This window comes from Frigoribacterium sp. AC394, assembly GCF_979258095.1.
Map to the genome: position 1 here is coordinate 47,905 of NZ_OZ409834.1, position 18,977 is coordinate 66,881.

The following is an 18,977-nucleotide window of genomic DNA, read 5'->3' on the forward strand; positions in this document are numbered from 1 at the left end:
AGGAGCCTCTGGTGTTCCTGCTCGAGTAATCCGCGGACTGGAACGTCGTCCCCATCGCGTGACCTGACAGGCGTCGACGTCGCTGGCCGAACAGCTCCGGTCCGGCGCCGCGAGGCTACGCCGGGGCTCCCAAGACGCTCACGACCGCGTCGAGCGCCGCCGGTGTGGTCGTCGCGTGCACGCTGAGGCGCACGCGGTCGTCCCCGTGCAGCGTCGCCGTCACACCGGCGGCCTCGAGCCGGGCGCCGACCGACGCTAGCGAGCCGGCGGGGACGCCCGCCACGACGATGCCGGCACGCTCCGCCCGCGCCGTCGGCGACAGCACCGGCACGTCGGCAGCGCCCAGCCGCGCGATCAGCTCGCCCGCCGTGTCGGCGATCCGCGACGCGATCACGTCGACGCCGACCGACTCCACCTGCTCCAGCGCCGTCGCCAGCGCACCCGACGCGAACGGCGAACCGTTCGTCACCGACAGACGCTGCGCCCCAGGCAGCGGCTCGTGCGGCACACCGTCGTACCGGGAGGCGCCCTCGACACCCGTCCACCCACCGAGGACCGGACGGAGGCGCGAGAGGGCCCGCGACGACAGCGCCACGAACCCGGTTCCCCACCCCGCCCGCAGCCACTTCTGACCACCGACCACGAGGGCGTCGGCGAGGGTCCAGTCGGCGTCGAGCACACCGAAGCCCTGGATGCCGTCGACGACCAGGAGGCGATCGCCGACCGCCTCCCGGAGCCCGGCGAGGTCGGCCACGGTGCCGGTGCGGAAGTCGACCGCACTCACCGCCACGGCCACCGTGTCGGGCCCGACCGCATCGGCGACCCGCTCGGGCGTGACAGGCGCGAGCGGCTGCCCCGGGACGGCGGGCAGCGGCCGGACCGTCGTGAGCCCCGCCTCCTCCGAGCGCCACCACGCGTAGAGATTCGACGGGAACTCCGCACTGCTGACCAGCACCTCGCCCCGCGGCAGACCGAACGCCACCTGCATCAGCCCCAGGGAGGTGCTGCTCGCCAACGCCACCCCGCCCCGGTCGAACCCGGAGAGACGCGCCACCGCCGCCAACGCCCGTTCGTCCTCCGCATGCAGACCCGACGACGGCACCCCGGCGCTCGCCGCCGTCGCCAGACGCGTGATCGTCTCGACCACGTCCCGCGACGGCGGACCGTAGCTGCCGAAGTTCAGGTACCCGACCGGCTCGGCGAACGACGCGAGATACGCATCGAGCGCCGAGCTCGCTCCGGCACCAGCAGTCACGCCGGCACCAGCAGTCATGCCGGCACCAGCAGTCGCGCCGGCATCCGAGCTCACGCGAGCACCCGCTGCAGGAACTGCTTCGTCCGCGCCTCGCGCGGCGCACCGAGCACCTGCTCCACCGGCCCCTGCTCGACGATCCCGCCGTCGGCCATGAAGACCACCCGGTCGGCGACCTCGCGCGCGAACTGGATCTCGTGCGTCACGACGAGCATCGTCATGCCGTCGCGCGCCAGGTCGCCCATCACCTTCAGCACCTCGCCGACCAGCTCGGGGTCGAGCGCCGACGTCGGCTCGTCGAACAAGAGGAACAGCGGCTTCATCGCCACGGCCCGCGCGATCGCGACCCGCTGCCGCTGCCCGCCCGAGAGCTGACCCGGGTAGGCGTCGACCTTGTCGCCGAGGCCCACCCGCTGGAGGATCTCGACGGCCTCGGCCCGCGCCTCCTTCGCATTCCGTCTCTGCACCCGCACCGGGCCCTCGATGATGTTGCCGAGCACGGTCAGATGAGGGAACAGGTTGAAGTGCTGGAAGACCATCGCGGTGCGCGCCCGCTGCGCCGACAGCCGCCGCTCGCTCAACTCGTGCAGCACGCCGCCGCGCAGCTCGAAGCCCATCGGCTCGCCACCGACCCAGACCTCGCCCGTGTCGGGCTCCTCGAGCCGGTTCAGCGTGCGGAGGAACGTCGACTTGCCGGCGCCCGACGGCCCGATGATGCAGACCACCTCGCCGCTCCGCACCGTCATCGACACGTCGCGCAGCACCTCGTTGCTGCCGTACGACTTGCCGATCCCGATCGCCTCGAGGACGGGGGCGGCGTCGTCGACGGGACCCGCGCCTCCGGCGGGACCCGCGCCTCCGGCGGGCGTGCTCTCTGTCGCGGTCACGGGGTGCTCCTCACGAGGGGTGCGCGGCCGAGGTCGGCAGCGACTTTGCGACGCAGCGCACGGGCGTTCGGCGGGCCGCCGGGGCGGCGATCCTGCCGGTCGAAACCGCGCTCGAGGTAGAACTGCCCGACGCTGGCGACGCTGACGATCACCATGTACCAGATGGCCGCGGCGATCAGGGTCTCCATCACCTGCAGGTTGAACGAGGCGATGTTGTTCGCCGCCTTGATCAGCTCGAGATAGCCGATCACCGACGCCATCGCCGTGCCCTTCAGCATGTTGATGAAGTCGTTGCCCGTCGGCGGGATGATGATGCGCATCGCCTGCGGCAGCACGATGCGGGCCATGCGCTGCATCGGCGTCTGACCGATCGACTGCGCGGCCTCGATCTGACCGCGGTCGACGCTCTTCAGCCCGGCGCGCACGATCTCGGCCATGTAGGCGCTCTCGTTGAGGGCGAGCCCGAGGAACGCCGCGACGAACGTCGTCATGATGTCGTTCGTGCTGACGTCGACGAACACGACGTCGGTGAACGGCACCCCGAGCTGCAGCCGCGGGAAGATCAGCGCCAGGTTGTACCAGAGCAGGATCTGCAGCAGCACCGGCAGCCCGCGGAACAGCCAGGTGTAGCCGGCCGCGAACGCCTGCGCCACCGGGTTCTTCGAGATGCGCATCAGGGCGATGATCACGCCGATCACGATCGCGCTCACCTGCGCGACCACGGCCAGCACGATCGTGCCCACCAGACCCTGCAGGATGATCGGCGACACCAGGTAGTACGGGATGTCGCGGTACGAGATATCGCCCTGCGACGCCCCGTAGACGAGCGCCAGCAGCAGCACCGCGATGACGACGGCGCTGATCCAGCGGCCCCAGTGCTTCAGACGGACCTGGGGGAGTAGCTCGCGGGTGAGGGTTCCGACGCGACCCGCGCCTCCTGCGCTCCCGGGGGTGGACCGAGCCGAGGAGGTGCGGGTCGCGTCGGACCCGTCACCGCCTGGAGGCCGTGTGGTCGCCATCTACTCGCCGCCGTTGACGACGGCCTCGGTCACGCTGCCCGAGGTGATGCCCCAGGCGTCGAGGACCTCGCCGTAGGTGCCGTCGTCGATCAGCGAGTCGAGCGCGGCCGCGATGGCGTCGCGCAGCTCGGGGTCGTCCTTGTTGACGCCGATGCCGTAGGGAGCGCCGTCGATCACGTCGCCGGGCACGACCTCGAAGGCCTCGCCGCCCTGCGCGGTCTTCGAGATGTAGACGGCGCTCGGCAGGTCGTTGACGATCGCGTCGATGCGACCGGTGCGCAGCTGGGTCTGGTTCTGGCTGTCGCTGTCGGTCACGGTGATCTCGAGGGGCTCGTCGCCGTCGGACTCGCACTGCGTGCTGGTCGCCTCGGCGAACTCCTGCTGGCTCGTGCCGGTGACGACGGCGATCGACTTGCCGCACAGTGTGTCGGGGCCGGTGATCTCGGCCGGGTTGCCCTTCTGCACCATCAGCGTGATGCCCGAGGTGAGGTAGTCGACGAAGTCGATCGCCTCCTGCCGCTCGGCCGTGTCGTTCATCGCCGCGATGGTCACGTCGACACGACCCGACTGCAGGCTGGTGATCAGCGAGCCGAAGTCCTGGTTCTGGTACTCGACCTCGAGACCGAGCTTCTTGCCGACCGCGGTGATCAGGTCGTGGTCGGAGCCGATCACCGTCGAACCGTCTTCGGCGAAGAAGTTGTTCGGGGCCGACTGCACGTTCGAGCCGACGTTCAGGGTGCCCGCGTCGGCGATGTCGGAGGGGACCTGCGAGGCGAGGGCGTCGTCGACCTCGACGGCGTCGAGCAGGTCGCTCGTGTCGGGGATGGTCGACGAGGCGCTGCCGCTGCCGTTGCTGCTGCCGTCGCCGCCGTTGCCGGACGCGTCGCCGGGTTGCGGGGCGCTCGGTCCGCCGCAGGCCGTGAGGCTCAGCGCGAGCACGGCACCGGTCGCGACGGTGCCCCAGAGGGCGGAGCGGGTGCGGGGTCGTGTCATGGTCGAGCCTTTCGTGAACGTCGTCGGTCATCGCGAGCTGGCCGGGTCACCGGCTGCGTGAGAAGAAATTATCACAGTGCGAGGATTCAGTCGCGCGTCGCTAGCCTGGGGGCATGACTAGTCACGACGGTGCGATGGCGACCGAGGTCGACCGCAGCCGCGAGCTCCGAGCCGAATTCGGGCCCTACCTGCCGCTGATGGGGTTCCTGGCCGAGCTGCTCGGACCGCGCACCGAGGTCGTGCTGCACGACACGAGCGACCTCAGCCGGTCGATCGTCGCGCTGACGAACGGTCACGTCAGCGGGCGCAGCGTCGGCGGGCCGGCGACCGACCTCGTGCTCAAGGTGCTGCAGAACCACGAGCACGACGACCGCGACTTCCTCGCCAACTACCTGGCCGAGTCGCGGACGGGCGGCACGTTCCGCTCGTCGACGTTCTTCATCCGCGACGTCGACGGTGAGGTCGTCGGCATGCTCTGCGTCAACATCGACGACGAGCCGCTGACCCGGGCGCGCGATCTGCTCCAGGCGATCACGGCGACCACCGGGCTGGTCAAGGGCGCCAGCCGAGGAGGCGCGGGCGACGCCGGTCAGTCGCCCGCCCTGGTCGCGGAGCGGCTGAGCATGAACGTCGACGAGCTCGCGCTCGACGGGGTCGCGCGCATCGTGGCGGCACGGGGAGTCGACCCGCAGCGCATGACACCCGAGGAGAAGATCGCGACCGTGCGCGAGATCGAGCGGGCGGGGGTGTTCCTGCTGAAGGGGGCCGTGGCGCAGGTGGCCGTGGCGCTGCGCGTGTCGGAGCCGACGGTGTACCGGTACGTGCGGCAGGTGCGGACCTCGGGGTGATCCCCGTGCCGGGGCTCGGGCTCGGGCTCGGGTTCGGCGCTCGGCCTCGGTGCTGCCGCCGCCCTCGAGTGGTCAGAAAGTGTCCTTCAGGGGTGCTGCAAGGACATCTTCTGACCAGTCGAGTCGCGTTCGAGGCGGCGCTGGCGCCTCCCGTGCAGCAGGACGACCACCAGCGTGGCCATTGCGGTCGCCCCCGCGATGATCGCGGTCGACGTCAGAGTGGTCGGCGCCGACAGGGGCAGGTCGAGGACTCGGCTGTTCGCCACGACCCAGGGCGCAGCGACCAGCACGATGAGGATGACGACGGCGAGTGCTGCGCCGAGCGGCCGCAGACGCGGGCGGCGGCGCAGCAGCCAGTCGGGGAGGCCGGCGAGTAGACCGGCGACGAGGCCGTAGAACCAGAGGGCGACCGCCCCGCCGAGCATGACGGGGAAGACCATCGCGAGTGCCGCGAGCCCCTCTGCCGACTGCTCCACGACCACCGAGAACAGGACGAACCCGATGGGGATTAGGCAGAACGCGGCCGCGCCTCCCCAGGCCGTCGTCCAGGGGAGCAGCGACAGCAGAGTCGAGCGGCGGCGCTGCTGCTCGGCCCGGGCGGGCGTGCTGGCGGCGGCTGCGGGAGCGTGGGTGAGGGCCATGGTTCGACGCTAGGCAGAACCGGCGGCGGGGGCGTCGTCCGCAGGGTGCAGTGAGGTCGTCCTCAGGGACGGAACACGGCGGACCTCCGAGCGAGCAGGAGGCGCGGGTGCGGCTTCGCGGATTCGCTCTTACGTCTCTATGCGTAATAGCTCGAATGCGACTCCGGTCAGCGCGGGGTCGAGGCGTCAGGGGAGTCCGCGGCGTCCGTCCCGGCGTCGGCGGCCGCGGTCGGCGCGAACGACGCGGCGGGTGCGATGGAGGCGGCGGGCGCGACGTTCGCAGCCTCGGCCTCCTGCCGCTTGCGCTTGAGGTAGAAGATGAAGCCGAACTGCCCGAGACCGCCGACCAGCAGCAGCCAGCCCATCGGCTGCCCGAAGACCAGCAGCACGGCGCCGAACACCAGCCCGACGACGGCGTACACGAGCAGGGTCTTCTCGGACTTGATCATTCCTTCACACTAGGGGCGCAGGTGAGACCGGCGCCGCGCCTCCTTGTGGGGGTGCCCACCGAGGAGGCGCGGGTCACCAGGGTCACCCCGTGGACGACACTCGACGGATGCGGGCGCGCCGACCGTGACCTAGCGTGGAGGGATGCCCCTCGTCGTGCCGCTCATCGTCCTCGCCGGGTGCGCCGTCGTCTTCGGCACGACGCTCGCCGCCGCCCGCGGACGCCTCGGCGTGAACCAGCTCGCCGGCATCCGGTTCCGGCACGTGATGGAGTCGGCCGAGACCTGGCGCGCCGGGCACCGCGCCGCCCTCGAGCCCGTCGCCATCGGCTGCGCGCTCGCCGTGGGAGCCGCGTTCGTCCCCGTGGCGGTGCCGCTGCGCGAAGGCGTCGAAGCGCTGTGGATCATCGTGAGCATCATCTGCATGCTGATCGGCACACTCGTCGGGGCGTGGCGCGCGGACCAGGCTGCGACCGCGGTTTCGGTCGCGGCGCTGCCGTCGGACTGAACCCGCGCGCGACGTCGTTGGTCAGAAGATGCTCTTCGCGTGCCGACGAAGGGCGTCTTCTGCCCACCCTGAGACTGGCGTGGGGCTTCGGTGGTCGGAAGTGGTCCTTCTCGCGCCGATGAAGGACATCTTCTGACCACTGGAGCGGAATTCCCCCGGAGCACCGAGGAGGCGCGGGTCAGGCCGGCGACACCGGCGCAGCACCCGCAGCACCAGCACCCGCAGCACCAGCGCCGGCAGCACCAGCACCCGCAGCAGCAGCACCCGCAGCGCCCGCACCACCCGGCCCACGACGCGCGCCGACCTCTCTCTGCAGGACCAGCGCCGCACCTCCTACAGCAGCCGCATCGGCCACGTAGGCCGACAGCTCGACCCTCACCCGGTGCCGACCCTTGGCGAAGAAGTCGTCGGCGATCCGCTGTCGCACCACCTCGAGATAGAGTGGCCCCGCCGTCGTCAGCGACGGCCCGGCCAGCACCACCGAGTCGAGATCGAGCAGGTTCGCCATCGACACGACCGCGTTCGCCAGGTGGTCCGCCGACTCGGTGATCAGCTCGACGGCGAGCGCATCGCCCTCGACCGCCGCTTCGGCGACCAGCGTGAAGTCGGCGAAAGGATCCTCGTTGTCGGTGAGCACGAGACTCGTCGCCCGCCCCGCCGCCACCGCCGCCCGCGCCCCGAGCGCCACGCTCACCGGCCCGGCGAGCTGCTCGGCCGACACCCGGTGCGCCACCGGCCCCGGCCCCCGGTACCGCATCTGCCCGAGCTCGCCGGCGTTCGAGCTCGCCCCCCGGTAGATCGCCCCGTCGAGCACGATCCCGGCGCCGATCCCCGCCCCGAAGTACACGGTGCAGTGCGCCGCGCTGTCGCCCACGGCACCACCCCAGAACTCGCCGATCGCCGCAGCCGTCGCGTCGTTGTCGAGGATCACCGCGAAACCCGTCGCCTCGGCGGTCGCCTCGCGCAGCGGGAAACCCGCCCACTCCTCGAACGGCGGCGCGCCGAGGATGCTGCCCGTCGTCAGATCGATCGGCCCGGGCGTCACGAGGCCGAGGCCGGTCACCCGGTCGGCCTCGACGCCGATCGACGCCAGGAAGGCCGAGACCGTCGAGGCGATCCATGCGACGGCCGACTCGGGCGACTGCCCCCAGACGCCGGCGACGCGGTTCCTCCCCACGAGGGCGCCGCCGAGATCCGTCAACACCACCGTCACGAAGTCCGCCCCGAGCTGCACGCCGAGGGCATACCGTGCTCGTGGGTCGATGGTCAGCAGCACACGGGGCTTGCCGCCGGTCGACTCGCGACGCCCCGACTCGACGACGAGTCCGTCGAGCAGCAGCTGGCGCACCACGTTCGACATGGTCGCCTGGGTGAGGCCGGTGGACTCGGCGAGCTCGACTCGACTGATCGGCCCCTGCGAGCGGATCAGGTCGAATGCGAGCGCTCGGCTCGTGGGCACCGCCAACAGCGGACGCGGGTTGACCATGTCGTACCTCCTGGCGATATCGTAGGCTCTGCACGGCTTAATAAAGTCGATTGACAAAGTGCGAGCGCGCGACACCGACGTCCGAACCTCTCCTAGCAAGGGCACCCATGGTCTTCTCACCCCTCCACGACGGCTGGACCCTCGAGGCCGTCTCCGGTCCCGTCCCCGACGCCGCGGCCGCCCGGCTCGTCGGGGCGACGATCCCTGCGACCGTCCCCGGCTGCGCCCACACCGACCTGCTCGCCGCCGGTCTCATCACCGACCCGTTCGACGGCGATGCCGAAGCCGCCCAGCAGTGGATCGGCAGCACCGTCTGGCGCTACTCGACGGTCTTCGACTGGTGCGACGACGGCTCCGACCGCCACGATCTCGTCGCCGAGGGCCTCGACACCGTCGCCCGCGTCGAGCTCAACGGGGTGCTCGTCGCCGAGACCGAGAACCAGCACCGCAGCTACCGGTTCGACGTGAAGGAGGCGCTGGTCGCCGGGGCGAACCGCCTCACCATCACGTTCGCCGCCCCCGTCACCGAGGTGGAGGCGCGGGTCGAGCGGCGCGGCGCCCTCCCGCACGTCAACCACCACCCCTTCAACATGCTGCGGAAGTCGGCCAGCAACTTCGGCTGGGACTGGGGCGTCGACGTCGCGACCAGCGGCATCTGGAAGCCGATCGGCATCGACAGCTGGTCGGGGGTGCGGATCGCGTCGGTCCGACCGCTCGTCGACGTCACCGACGAGGGCGGCGTGCTCGACGCGCACGTCGAGCTCGAGTGGGCGGGCGGCGAGGGTGCGGGCGGCGGGTCGACCGAGGTGACCGTCGAGGTCGACGAGCACCGCGCCTCCTCGGCCGTGACGGCGGGGGAGGCGTCGGCGCGGCTGCGACTGGTCGTGCCCGACGCCGAGCTCTGGTGGCCGCGCGGTCACGGCGCCCAGCCGCTCTACCCCGTCAGCGTCACGCTGACCACCTCGCCCGACGAGCCGTGGGAGGCGCGGGTCGGCTTCCGCACCGTCACCCTCGACACCGCACCCGATGCCCACGGCACGCCGTTCACGGTGTCGGTCAATGGCGAGGTCGTGCAGATCCGCGGGGCGAACTGGATCCCCGACCACGCGTTCCTCACCGAGATGGACGCCGGCCGGTACCGCCGCCGGGTCGCCGACGCCGTCGACGCGAACATGAACCTGCTGCGCGTGTGGGGCGGCGGCATCTACGAGTCGCGCGACTTCTACGACGCCTGCGACGAAGCCGGGGTGCTCGTCTGGCAGGACTTCCTGTTCGCCTGCGCCGCCTACGCCGAGGAGAAGTGGCTGGCGGGCGAGGTCGAGGCGGAGGCGCGCGAGGCGATCACCCGGCTGAGCCGCCACGCGTCGCTCGCGATCTGGAACGGCAACAACGAGAACATCTGGGGCTTCGTCGAATGGGGCTGGCGGGCCGCGCTCGCCGGGCGCAGCTGGGGTGAGGGCTACTACCGGACACTGCTGCCGACGCTCGTCGCCGAGCTCGACGGCACCCGCCCGTACTCGCCCGGCAGCCCGTACTCGTTCGGCGACTACCTGCACCCGAACGATCACCGGCACGGCACCATGCACATCTGGGACGTCTGGAACGACCGCGACTACACCGCCTACGCCGAGTACCCGGCTCGCTTCGTCTCGGAGTTCGGGTTCCAGGGGCCGCCGGCCTGGTCGACGCTCGCCGCGGTCGTGCACGACGAGCCGATGGAGCCGTACGGCCACGAGATGCTCGTGCACCAGAAGGCCGAAGACGGCAACCTCAAGCTCGAACGCGGGCTGCGGGGCCACCTGCCGACTCCGACCACCATCGACGACTGGCACTGGGCGACGCAGCTGAACCAGGCGGCGGCGATCCGGTTCGGCGTCGAGCACTTCCGGTCGCTGGCGCCGCTCAACACCGGCACCATCGTCTGGCAGCTGAACGACGACTGGCCCGTCGTCTCGTGGGCCGCCGTCGACTTCGACGAGCACCGCAAGCCGCTCTGGTTCGCACTGCGGGCCGCCTACGAACCGCGGCTGGCGACGATCCAGCCCCGCGCCTCCGGCCTGTCGCTGGTGCTGCTGAACGACACGGCCGCCGAGTGGCTGGGGGTGGCGCGCGTGCGGGTCGTGCCGCTCGAGCGCGACTCGGGTGCTGGTGCTGGTGCTGGTGCTGGTACTGGCCGGGGTGCCGTCGACGTGCCGGTGGCCGTGGATGCGCGGGGCGCGTCGGCCGTGCTGCTGCCGGCCGAACTCGTCGCCGGCCTCGACCCGGCCACCGAGGTGCTCGTCGTCGACCTCGACGGGTTCGGGGCCGGGCGCGCCGTCTGGAACGCCGCCGAGGTCGTGGGGCAGCGGCTGGACCCGGGGGCGGTCACGGCGTCGGCCGTGCGCTCGGAGGAGTCGGACGGCGACGTGCTCGTCACCGTGACGGCGTCGGCGTACGCCCGCGACGTCACGCTGCTCGTCGACCGGGCCGCACCCCGTGCCACGGTCGACCGGGGTCTGGTGACGCTGCTCGCGGGGGAGAGCGCGGTGTTCCGGGTGTCGGGGGCCGGCGGGGTCGAGCCCGCACGCTTCGCGGCCGACGACGTCGTGCGGCATGCCGGGGCGCTCATGGGGGTCGCGGCGCTCTGAGGCGAGCGCAAGGCCGCGCGGCACGTGCCGCGCGGCCCTCCGGCGTGCCCGGAGGGGTTTCGCGCGCAGGAGTTTCGCGCGGGGGTGCGGCGGGTTCCCGTCATCGGCGGCGGGTCATCGCTGACCCGCCGCCGATGACGGGAACCCGCCGAAGCACAGGACGCACGAGAAACTTGACGAGCTTTATTTAGTCGGGTAACAATGGGCCATCGGGGCGACGACGCCCTGTGACAACGATGTCAGCACCGCCCCGGGCAGCCCGCGGCGGTGCAGCGAAAGGATCGACGATGTTCCTCCGTGCTTCGACCGGCCACCGGCCCGTCCGCTCCCGCTGGGTCGTGGGGGCCGCGGCCGCCGCCTCCCTCGCGCTCGTCCTCACCGGCTGCTCCGCCGGCGGCTCGAACTCGAGCTCCACCCCCTCCGACACCCTGGTCGTCTACACCGGTCAGGCCGGCGACTACCAGATCAACTTCAACCCCTACTCGCCCTCGAGCATCGGCGGCATCGGCGCGATCTACGAGTCGCTGTTCTTCGTCACGAACGTCAACACCGAGGCCTACGAGCCCCTGCTCGGCACGGAGTACACCTGGAACGAGGCCGGCACCGAGCTGGCCGTCACCCTCCGCGACGACGCCACCTGGAGCGACGGCGAGCCCTTCACCGCCGACGACGTCGCCTTCACCTTCCAGATGCTGCTCGACACCCCGTCGCTGAACACCAGCGGATTCGACGGCACCGTCACGGCGACCGACGACACCCACGTCGTCTTCACCTGGAGCAAGCCCGCGTTCGTCGCCGGCCCCACCCTGCTCGGCCGCACGCCGATCGTGCCCGAGCACCTCTGGTCGGGCATCGACCCCACCACCGACGTCATGGCCGAGCCCGTCGGCACCGGCGCGTTCACGCTCGACGACTTCAAGGCGCAGGCGTTCACGCTCGCCTCGAACCCCGAGTACTGGGGCGGCGAGCCCGAGGTGAAGAAGGTCCGCTACCTGTCGCTGTCGGGCAACACGGCCGGCGCCGACGCGCTCGCCGCCGGCACGATCGACTGGCAGACCGGCCCCGTGCCCGACATGGAGAACGTCTCCGAGAACTACCCCGGCTACGACGCCGTCACCATCCCGCAGAATCAGGTCGCCCTGCTCACTTGCTCGAGCGTCGCGCTCGGCTGCGAGGGCCCCCAGACCGACCCGGCCGTCCGTCAGGCCATCTACTACGCGCTGAACCGCGACCAGGTGAACTCGCTCGCGTTCCAGAACACCGCCAGCGAGATCTCGCCCACGTTCGCGCTCACCTCGACGCAGGAGGACCTCATCTCGGCCGACGTCGCCGAGCCCGTGGCGCCCTCGGCCCCCGACCTCGACAAGAGCGGCGAGCTGCTCGAGGAGGCCGGCTACACCAAGGGCGGAGACGGCGTGTACGAGAAGGACGGCGAGCCGCTGAAACTCACGGTCGAGGTCGTCACCGGCTGGACCGACTACATCACCGCCATCGACACCATGGGTCAGCAGCTGAAGGCCGCCGGCATCGAGCTCACCGCCTCGCAGTCGTCGTGGAACGAGTGGACCGACAAGAAGAGCAAGGGCAACTACCAGCTCGCGATCGACTCGCTCGGCCAGGGCCCCGCGTCCGACCCGTTCTACCTCTACGACCAGTACTTCAACACGGCCTACACGGCCGAGGTCGGCGAGGCCGCCCCGACGAACATGGCGCGCTTCAGCGACCCCGCCGTCGACGCCGCACTCGCCGAGCTGAAGGCCGTCGACCCGGCCGACACCGCGGCCCGTCAGGTGCAGTTCGACGTCATCCAGGCCGCGATCGTCGAGGACATGCCCTACATCCCCGTCATGACCGGCGGCACGACGAGCGAGTTCCACTCGTCGAAGTTCACCGGCTGGCCCACGATGGACGACCTGTACGCGTTCCCCGCGATCTGGGCCTCGCCCGACAACGCTCAGGTCTTCAAGAACCTGAAGCCCACGGGCGAGTAGGCGATCGTCGTGACCGAGGAGGAGACGGCGGCCCCCGAGACGACGTCGAGGCCGGGTGAGGGTTCGTGAACTACTTCGTCAGGAAGCTGGGCTTCTACGCCATCGCGCTGTGGGCGGCGTTGACCCTGAACTTCATGATCCCGCGCCTGCTGCCGGGCAACCCCGTCGACATCCTGCTGGCCAAGCTGCAGCAGCGTGGCGGCGTGGTGACGGCGGACACCCGGGAGGCCTACACGCTCCTCCTCGGCGGCGACTCGTCCGAGCCGCTGCCCGTGCAGTACTGGAACTACCTGATCAACATCCTCCGCGGCGACCTCGGGGTCTCGGTGAGCTACTTCCCGGCACCGGTCAGCGAGGTCATCGCGGGGTCGCTGCCGTGGACGATCATGCTCGTCGGGATCGCCACCGTGATCGGCGCCGCCCTCGGCGTCCTGCTCGGCGCCTTCGTCGGCTGGAAGCCGGGCACCTGGCTCGACTCGCTCGTGCCGGCGACGACGCTGCTCGCGGCCGTGCCGTACTTCTGGCTCGCGCTGATCCTCGTCTACGTGCTCGCCACGTCGATGCGACTGTTCCCCTCGCAGGGCGGCTACGACGTCGTCCTCGACCCGGGCTGGGACTGGGCCTTCATCTCGTCGGCGATCGAGTACGGGTTCCTGCCCGCTCTCACGATCGTCATCGCGTCGCTCGGCGGCTGGCTGCTCGGCATGCGCAACATGATGGTGTCGACCCTCTCGGAGGACTACATCCTCACGGCGCAGGCCAAGGGACTCAGCCAGGGGCGCATCCTGCGGGGCTACGCGGCCCGCAACGCGGTGCTGCCGAGCGTCGCCGGGTTCGCCATCTCGCTCGGCTTCGTCGTGTCGGGGTCGATCGTCACCGAGCAGGTGTTCTCGTACCCGGGCATCGGCGGCAAGCTCCTCTCGGCCGTGACGAACAACGACTACGCGCTGATGCAGGGCATCTTCCTGTTCATCACGCTGGCCGTGCTCGGCGCCAACCTCGTGGTCGACCTGTTCTACGGGATCATCGACCCCCGCACCCGGGCCCGCAGCTGATGCGCGGCGCACGGACCGGAGCCCAGGAGGCGCGACCCACCCGGGTGGGCCGCTCCCGGACACAGACACCGCGCCTCCTGCAGGCCGATCTCGGAGAAGACTCATGACGAACGTCGCGCCCCTCACGGAGGCCGCGGTCGCGGATCCGACCGCCGAGCTCGCGTCGGCGTCCGCCGACAGCGGCAAGCCGCCCCGCTCGCCCTGGCGGCTGATGCTGCCGACCATGACGCCGTGGCTCGCCACCGGCCTCGCCCTGATCGGCGTGATCGTGCTGTTCGGCGTCGTCGGCCCGTTCTTCGTCGGCGACCCGGCGGCGATCCGCGACATCGGACTGACGGGACCGTCGGCCCAGCACCTCCTCGGCACCACCCAGACCGGGCAGGACGTCTTCGCGCAGCTGGCCTGGGCGACCCGGGGCTCGCTGCAGATCGGGCTGATCGTGGGCGTGCTCGCGACGGCGCTGTCGGCGTTCTTCGGGATCCTCGGCGCGTACATCGGCGGGTTCACCGACGAGGCGTTCTCGCTGTTCTCGAACGTGTTCCTGGTGATCCCCGGTCTGCCGCTCGTCATCGTGATCTCGGGCTTCGTGTCGCAGGAGCAGCGCGGACTGTGGACGATCGGCGTCGTGCTCGCCATCACCGGCTGGGCCGCGTCGTCCCGCGTGCTGCGGGCGCAGACCCTGTCGATCCGGTCGCGCGACTACGTCGCCGCGTCGCGGGTGGCGGGCGAGCGGCCGTGGCGCGTCATCACGGTGGAGATCCTGCCGAACCTGCTGCCGGTGCTCGCGTCGCAGTTCGTGTTCGCGGTGATCGCCGCGATCCTCGGCGAGGCCGGGCTGTCGTTCCTCGGGCTCGGGGCGTCGAACTCGTCGACCCTCGGCACGATGCTGTTCTACGCCCAGAACGGCTTCGCGCTGCCGCTCGGCGCCTGGTGGTGGTTCGGCCCTCCCGGTCTGATCATCGCCCTGTTCGGCACCGGCCTCTCGCTGATCAACTTCTCGATCGACGAGATCATCAACCCCAAGCTCAAGAACGTCCGACTGCACCGCAAGCAGGCGCGTCGGGCCCGGAAGGCAGCACGATGACCCCCACCCAGGAGGCGCCGGTCGCGTCGCGCACCCGCACCCGCCGGGACGCCGTGCTCACCATCGACGATCTCACCGTCGTCTACGAGGTCGAGAACCCGGTCACCGCCGTGAAGTCGGCGAGCCTCACCCTCGGACCGGGGGAGATCCTCGGGCTCGCGGGCGAGTCCGGCTGCGGCAAGACGACTCTCGCCTACGCGATCAACCGGCTGCACCGGCCGCCGGCGCGCATCGCGACGGGGTCGGTGACCTTCCACGACCGCGACGGCACCGACGTCGACCTGCTCGCCCTCGAGTCGGAGGAGCTGCGGGCGTTCCGCTGGTCGAAGCTGTCGATGGTGTTCCAGGGCGCGATGAACGCCCTGAACCCCGTGACGACGGTGCGGACCCAGCTGGAGGACGTCCTCATCACGCATCGTCGGGGCATGTCGAAGAAGGAGCGCCGCGAGCGGGCGGCCGAGGTGCTGACCCGCGTCGGGGTCGACCCGGTGCGCCTGTCGTCGTACCCGCACGAGCTGTCGGGCGGCATGCGGCAGCGCGTCATGATCGCCATGGCGATGCTGCTCGAGCCGCAGATCATGATCATGGATGAGCCCACCACGGCGCTCGACGTGGTCGTGCAGCGCGACATCCTGCGCGAGATCGTCCGCCTGCGCGACGAGCTCGACTTCGCCGTCATCTTCATCACGCACGACCTGCCGCTGCTGCTCGAGATCAGCGACCGGATCGCCGTGATGCTGCAGGGCGAGATCGTCGAGCTGTCGACGGCGCAGCGGATCTACACCGACGCGCAGCACCCGTACACGCGCCGGCTGCTCAGCTCGTTCCCGAGCCTCAGCGGGTCGCGCGGGGCGTTCATCCGTACGGGCGTCGACGAGGGCTCTCCCGTCGACACCGACACCCGCTCCGTCGTGCTGCCCATGCCGGACGACCTCGAGGAGGGGCCCCGATGACGAGCATCCAGATCACCGACCTGACCAGGGACTTCGCGGTCGGCTCGGGGCTGTCGCGGAAGGCCTTCCGGGCCGTCGACCACGTGTCGTTCGACCTGCTGCCGGGTCGCACCGTCGCGCTCGTCGGCGAGTCCGGCTCGGGCAAGTCGACCATCGCTCGGATGCTCGCCAAGCTCGAGAAGCCCACCTCGGGCACCATCGACGTGCAGCTCGACGACGGCACGCCCGTCATGGGGTCGCTGTACCGACGGCACGTGCAGATGGTCTTCCAGGACCCGTTCGCGTCGCTGAACCCGTTCCACTCGATCGAGCACCACGTCGCCCGACCGCTCAAGATCCACCGCCGCACCCGGGGCGCCGCGCAGACGCACGAGCGGGTGCTCGAGATGCTCGAGCGCGTGAATCTGAGACCGGCCGCGGACATCGCGGCCCGGAGACCGCACGAGCTGTCGGGCGGGCAGCGACAGCGCGTCGCCATCGCGCGAGCGCTCGCACCGGGCGCGCAGGTGCTCATCGCCGACGAGCCCGTCTCGATGCTGGACGTGTCGATCCGCCTCGGCGTGCTGAACCTGATGGGCCGGCTGCAGCGGGAGGACAACCTCGCGGTGCTCTACATCACCCACGACCTGGCGACCGCCCGGCACTTCTCCGACGAGATCCTCGTGCTCTACCGCGGTCGCGTCGTCGAGCGCGGGCCCGCCGACGCTGTCATCCTCGACCCTCACCACGACTACACGAAGCTGCTCGCACTCGCGGCGCCCGACCCCGAGCGCGTGGGCAAGATCGTCTCGGACGAGGCCGCCCCCGACCGCGCCTCCCTCGACAACTCGGTCTGCTTCGACCACTACACGGGCGAGTGGGAGACGGCGCGCGAGAAGGGCGGGGCGCGTGCACGGGTCTGACGGGGGCGTTGGCGGCGCTGGCGTCGCGGCGCGCCTCGCCTGGCCGACGGACGGCCTCTCGTTCGGCGGCGACTACAGCCCCGAGCAGTGGCCGTGGGAGGTCGTGCTCGACGACATGAGGCTGATGCGCGAGGCGGGGGTCACCCTCGTCACGCTCGGCGTGTTCTCGTGGGTGGTGCACGAGCCCCGCGAGGGCGTGTTCGACTTCAGCTGGATCGACCGGATGCTCGACCTGCTGCACGAGAACGGCATCGCGGTCGACCTCGCCACCCCCACGGCCGCCGTGCCCATGTGGCTGCACCGGCTGCACCCCGAGATCCTGCCGCACGACGAGCTCGGCCACCCGCTGGCCCCCGGCGGCCGCCTCGGCTTCTGCCCGTCGTCGCCGACGTTCCGCCGCTTCGCGCTGCGCATCGTCGAGGCGCTCGCCGAGCACGTCGCCGGGCACCCCGCCGTGCGGATGTGGCACGTCGGCAACGAGCTCGGCGGCGGCAACGCCCGCTGCCACTGCCCGGTGTCGAACGAGGCGTTCCGTCGCTGGGTGGAGGCGCGCCACGAGTCGGTCGACGCGCTGAACACCGCCTGGGGCATGGCGTTCTGGGGCAACAGCTACTCGTCGTTCGACGAGGTCACGACGCCGAGCGGCGTCACGGCCCACAACCCCGGGCAGCTGCTCGACTACGAGCGGTTCTCGTCCGACGCGCTGCTCGAGTGCTACCGGGCCGAGAAGGCGGTGCTGAAGCGCCTGACGCCCGAGCTGCCGGTGACGACGAACTTCATGGTCGGGCTGGGCCCCGACGTCGTCGACTACGCGCGCTGGGCGCCCGAGGTCGACATCGCCGCGAACGACCACTACACCTACGGCCCCGATCCGCTGCGGCACGAGGAGCTCGCCTTCAGCGGGGACCGCATGCGCGGGATCTCGGGCGGCGGCCCGTGGATGCTCATGGAGCACGCGGCGGGGGCGGCGAGCTGGCATCCGATCAATCAGCCGAAGGCGCCGGGCGAGATGATCCGGCACGCGATCGCGCACCTGGGGCGCGGGTCGGACAGCGTGATGTTCTTCCAGTGGCGGGCGTCGCGGTCGGGCACCGAGCAGTTCCACTCGGCGATGCTGCCGCACGCCGGTCCGTCGTCGCGGCGGTTCGCCGAGATCGCACGCCTGGGGCGGCATCTCGAGGCGCTGCACGAGGTGCGGGGGAGCGTCGTCGTCGGCGCCCGGGTCGCGCTGCTGCACGACGACGAGGCCGGGTGGGCGCTGAAGAGCGGCCTCAAGCCGATCAACCGGCCCGACTACGCGGCGACGGCGCGGGCGATCCACACCGCCCTGTTCGAGCGCGGCGTGACGGTCGACGTCGTGCCGGCCTGGCATCCGCTCGAGGCCTACGACCTGGTCGTCGTACCGGGGCTGTTCCTCGTGTCGGACACCGACGCCGACGCGGTGCGACGCTTCGCCGAGGCGGGCGGCACCGTGCTCGTCACCTGGTTCTCGGGCATCGTCGACGTGAGCAACACGGTGCGGACGGGCGGCTACCCGGGTGCCTTCCGCGAGCTCCTCGGCGTGCGGGGCGAGGAGTTCTCACCGCTGACCGACGAGCAGACCATCGAGCTCTCGACCGGCTGGCGCGCTCGGCGCTGGGCCGAGGTCGTCTCGCCGGTCGACGCCCGGACCGAGGTCGTCGCGTCGTACCGGGTGGCCGCGGACTCGGGTGTCGTCGCCGACGGAGTCGACGGCGGGCTCGCGGTGTCCCGCCGACCCGTGGGAGCGGGAGCGGCCTGGTACCTCGCCTCGGACCTCGAGCCCGAGGGGCTGGGGGAGCTGCTCGAGCGTCTGCTCGACGAGAGCGGGGTGCGGCCGGCGGCCGCCGCCTCGGCCGGTGTCGAGGTCGTCCGGCGCGCCGCGGGGGAGACGTCGTGGCTGTTCGCGATCAACCACGGCGCCGTCGAGGGCTGGGTCGAGGCGACCGGGGTCGACCTGCTGACCGGCACCGCGTGGGAGGGGCGCGGCGTCGTGCCCGCCGGGGGCGTGGCCGTCGTCCGCGAGGAGTAGCGCCCGCCCCGCGCGGCCACCCGAGCCGCGCCTCCTCGGGGCCGCGGGCGCATCGAGGTGACGCGAAAGGGCACCTCCGGCCTCCGGAGGCCGCGCTTTGCGTCACCTCGACGCACGCCCCGCCGCGCGACGCCGCGAGGGGCCGCAAACCTCGCGTCGAGGTGACGCGGAAGGGGGCCCGGGGGCGCCTAAAGGCCCGCTTCGGGTCACTTCGACGCCGCGCCCGCCGCGCGGC

Annotated in this window: 16 protein-coding genes; 9 read left to right on the forward strand and 7 right to left on the reverse strand. The window is 71.3% G+C overall.

Annotated elements, in window-relative coordinates; genetic code table 11:
* Positions 1–115 precede the first annotated feature (115 nt).
* The 4 genes from ACZZY9_RS00220 to ACZZY9_RS00235 are packed head-to-tail and all read right to left on the reverse strand — an operon-like array spanning position 116 to position 4,151.
* Entirely contained in the window at positions 116–1,309 is a 1,194-nt protein-coding gene (locus tag ACZZY9_RS00220) for an aminotransferase class V-fold PLP-dependent enzyme (protein WP_463462535.1), read from the reverse strand.
* Positions 1,306–2,139: an amino acid ABC transporter ATP-binding protein gene (locus ACZZY9_RS00225; RefSeq protein WP_463462536.1), complete on the reverse strand. Its 834-nt coding sequence runs from the start codon at positions 2,137–2,139 to the stop codon at positions 1,306–1,308. The genes ACZZY9_RS00220 and ACZZY9_RS00225 overlap by 4 nt, the downstream gene beginning before the upstream one ends.
* Positions 2,136–3,158, reverse strand: a complete 1,023-nt coding sequence (locus ACZZY9_RS00230) for an amino acid ABC transporter permease (protein ID WP_463462537.1) — start codon at positions 3,156–3,158, stop codon at positions 2,136–2,138. The genes ACZZY9_RS00225 and ACZZY9_RS00230 overlap by 4 nt, the downstream gene beginning before the upstream one ends.
* The gene (locus ACZZY9_RS00235) at positions 3,159–4,151 is read right to left on the reverse strand and encodes an ABC transporter substrate-binding protein (protein WP_463462538.1); all 993 of its coding nucleotides are present in this window, start codon (positions 4,149–4,151) and stop codon (positions 3,159–3,161) included.
* 113 nt (positions 4,152–4,264) lie between these two features.
* Between ACZZY9_RS00235 and ACZZY9_RS00240 the strand changes: the two genes are divergently transcribed.
* Entirely contained in the window at positions 4,265–4,999 is a 735-nt protein-coding gene (locus ACZZY9_RS00240; protein WP_463462539.1) for a helix-turn-helix transcriptional regulator, read from the forward strand.
* 86 nt (positions 5,000–5,085) lie between these two features.
* Here ACZZY9_RS00240 and ACZZY9_RS00245 read toward each other — a convergent pair whose 3' ends face one another.
* Together ACZZY9_RS00245 and ACZZY9_RS00250 are read right to left on the reverse strand one after the other, a co-directional pair.
* Positions 5,086–5,640, reverse strand: a complete 555-nt coding sequence (locus tag ACZZY9_RS00245) for a hypothetical protein (protein ID WP_463462540.1) — start codon at positions 5,638–5,640, stop codon at positions 5,086–5,088.
* Between the two features lie 167 nt (positions 5,641–5,807).
* Positions 5,808–6,089, reverse strand: a complete 282-nt coding sequence (locus ACZZY9_RS00250; protein ID WP_463462541.1) for a hypothetical protein — start codon at positions 6,087–6,089, stop codon at positions 5,808–5,810.
* 142 nt (positions 6,090–6,231) lie between these two features.
* Between ACZZY9_RS00250 and ACZZY9_RS00255 the strand changes: the two genes are divergently transcribed.
* Positions 6,232–6,594 (forward strand): SdpI family protein, encoded by a 363-nt coding sequence (locus ACZZY9_RS00255; RefSeq protein WP_463462542.1) that lies wholly within the window; start codon positions 6,232–6,234, stop codon positions 6,592–6,594.
* Between the two features lie 178 nt (positions 6,595–6,772).
* On the opposite strand, the gene ACZZY9_RS00260 is transcribed toward ACZZY9_RS00255, so the two are convergent.
* Positions 6,773–8,080, reverse strand: a complete 1,308-nt coding sequence (locus ACZZY9_RS00260) for an ROK family transcriptional regulator (RefSeq protein WP_463462543.1) — start codon at positions 8,078–8,080, stop codon at positions 6,773–6,775.
* A 107-nt stretch (positions 8,081–8,187) separates the two neighbouring features.
* Between ACZZY9_RS00260 and ACZZY9_RS00265 the strand changes: the two genes are divergently transcribed.
* From ACZZY9_RS00265 to ACZZY9_RS00295, 7 genes are all read left to right on the forward strand, one after another.
* Positions 8,188–10,707, forward strand: coding sequence for a glycoside hydrolase family 2 protein (locus tag ACZZY9_RS00265; protein ID WP_463462544.1), 2,520 nt, complete (start codon positions 8,188–8,190; stop codon positions 10,705–10,707).
* A gap of 287 nt (positions 10,708–10,994) precedes the next feature.
* Positions 10,995–12,698, forward strand: coding sequence for an ABC transporter substrate-binding protein (locus ACZZY9_RS00270; protein WP_463462545.1), 1,704 nt, complete (start codon positions 10,995–10,997; stop codon positions 12,696–12,698).
* Positions 12,699–12,763: 65 nt separating this feature from the next.
* Entirely contained in the window at positions 12,764–13,753 is a 990-nt protein-coding gene (locus tag ACZZY9_RS00275; RefSeq protein WP_192060532.1) for an ABC transporter permease, read from the forward strand.
* 103 nt (positions 13,754–13,856) lie between these two features.
* A complete protein-coding gene (locus ACZZY9_RS00280; RefSeq protein WP_463462546.1) occupies positions 13,857–14,837 on the forward strand; it encodes an ABC transporter permease in 981 nt (326 codons plus the stop codon).
* Positions 14,834–15,790: an ABC transporter ATP-binding protein gene (locus tag ACZZY9_RS00285; RefSeq protein ID WP_463462547.1), complete on the forward strand. Its 957-nt coding sequence runs from the start codon at positions 14,834–14,836 to the stop codon at positions 15,788–15,790. The genes ACZZY9_RS00280 and ACZZY9_RS00285 overlap by 4 nt, the downstream gene beginning before the upstream one ends.
* Positions 15,787–16,692 (forward strand): ABC transporter ATP-binding protein, encoded by a 906-nt coding sequence (locus tag ACZZY9_RS00290; RefSeq protein WP_463462548.1) that lies wholly within the window; start codon positions 15,787–15,789, stop codon positions 16,690–16,692. Before ACZZY9_RS00285 ends, ACZZY9_RS00290 begins: the two co-directional genes overlap by 4 nt.
* Positions 16,679–18,742 (forward strand): beta-galactosidase, encoded by a 2,064-nt coding sequence (locus tag ACZZY9_RS00295; RefSeq protein WP_463462549.1) that lies wholly within the window; start codon positions 16,679–16,681, stop codon positions 18,740–18,742. The genes ACZZY9_RS00290 and ACZZY9_RS00295 overlap by 14 nt, the downstream gene beginning before the upstream one ends.
* The last annotated feature ends 235 nt before the right edge of the window (positions 18,743–18,977 follow it).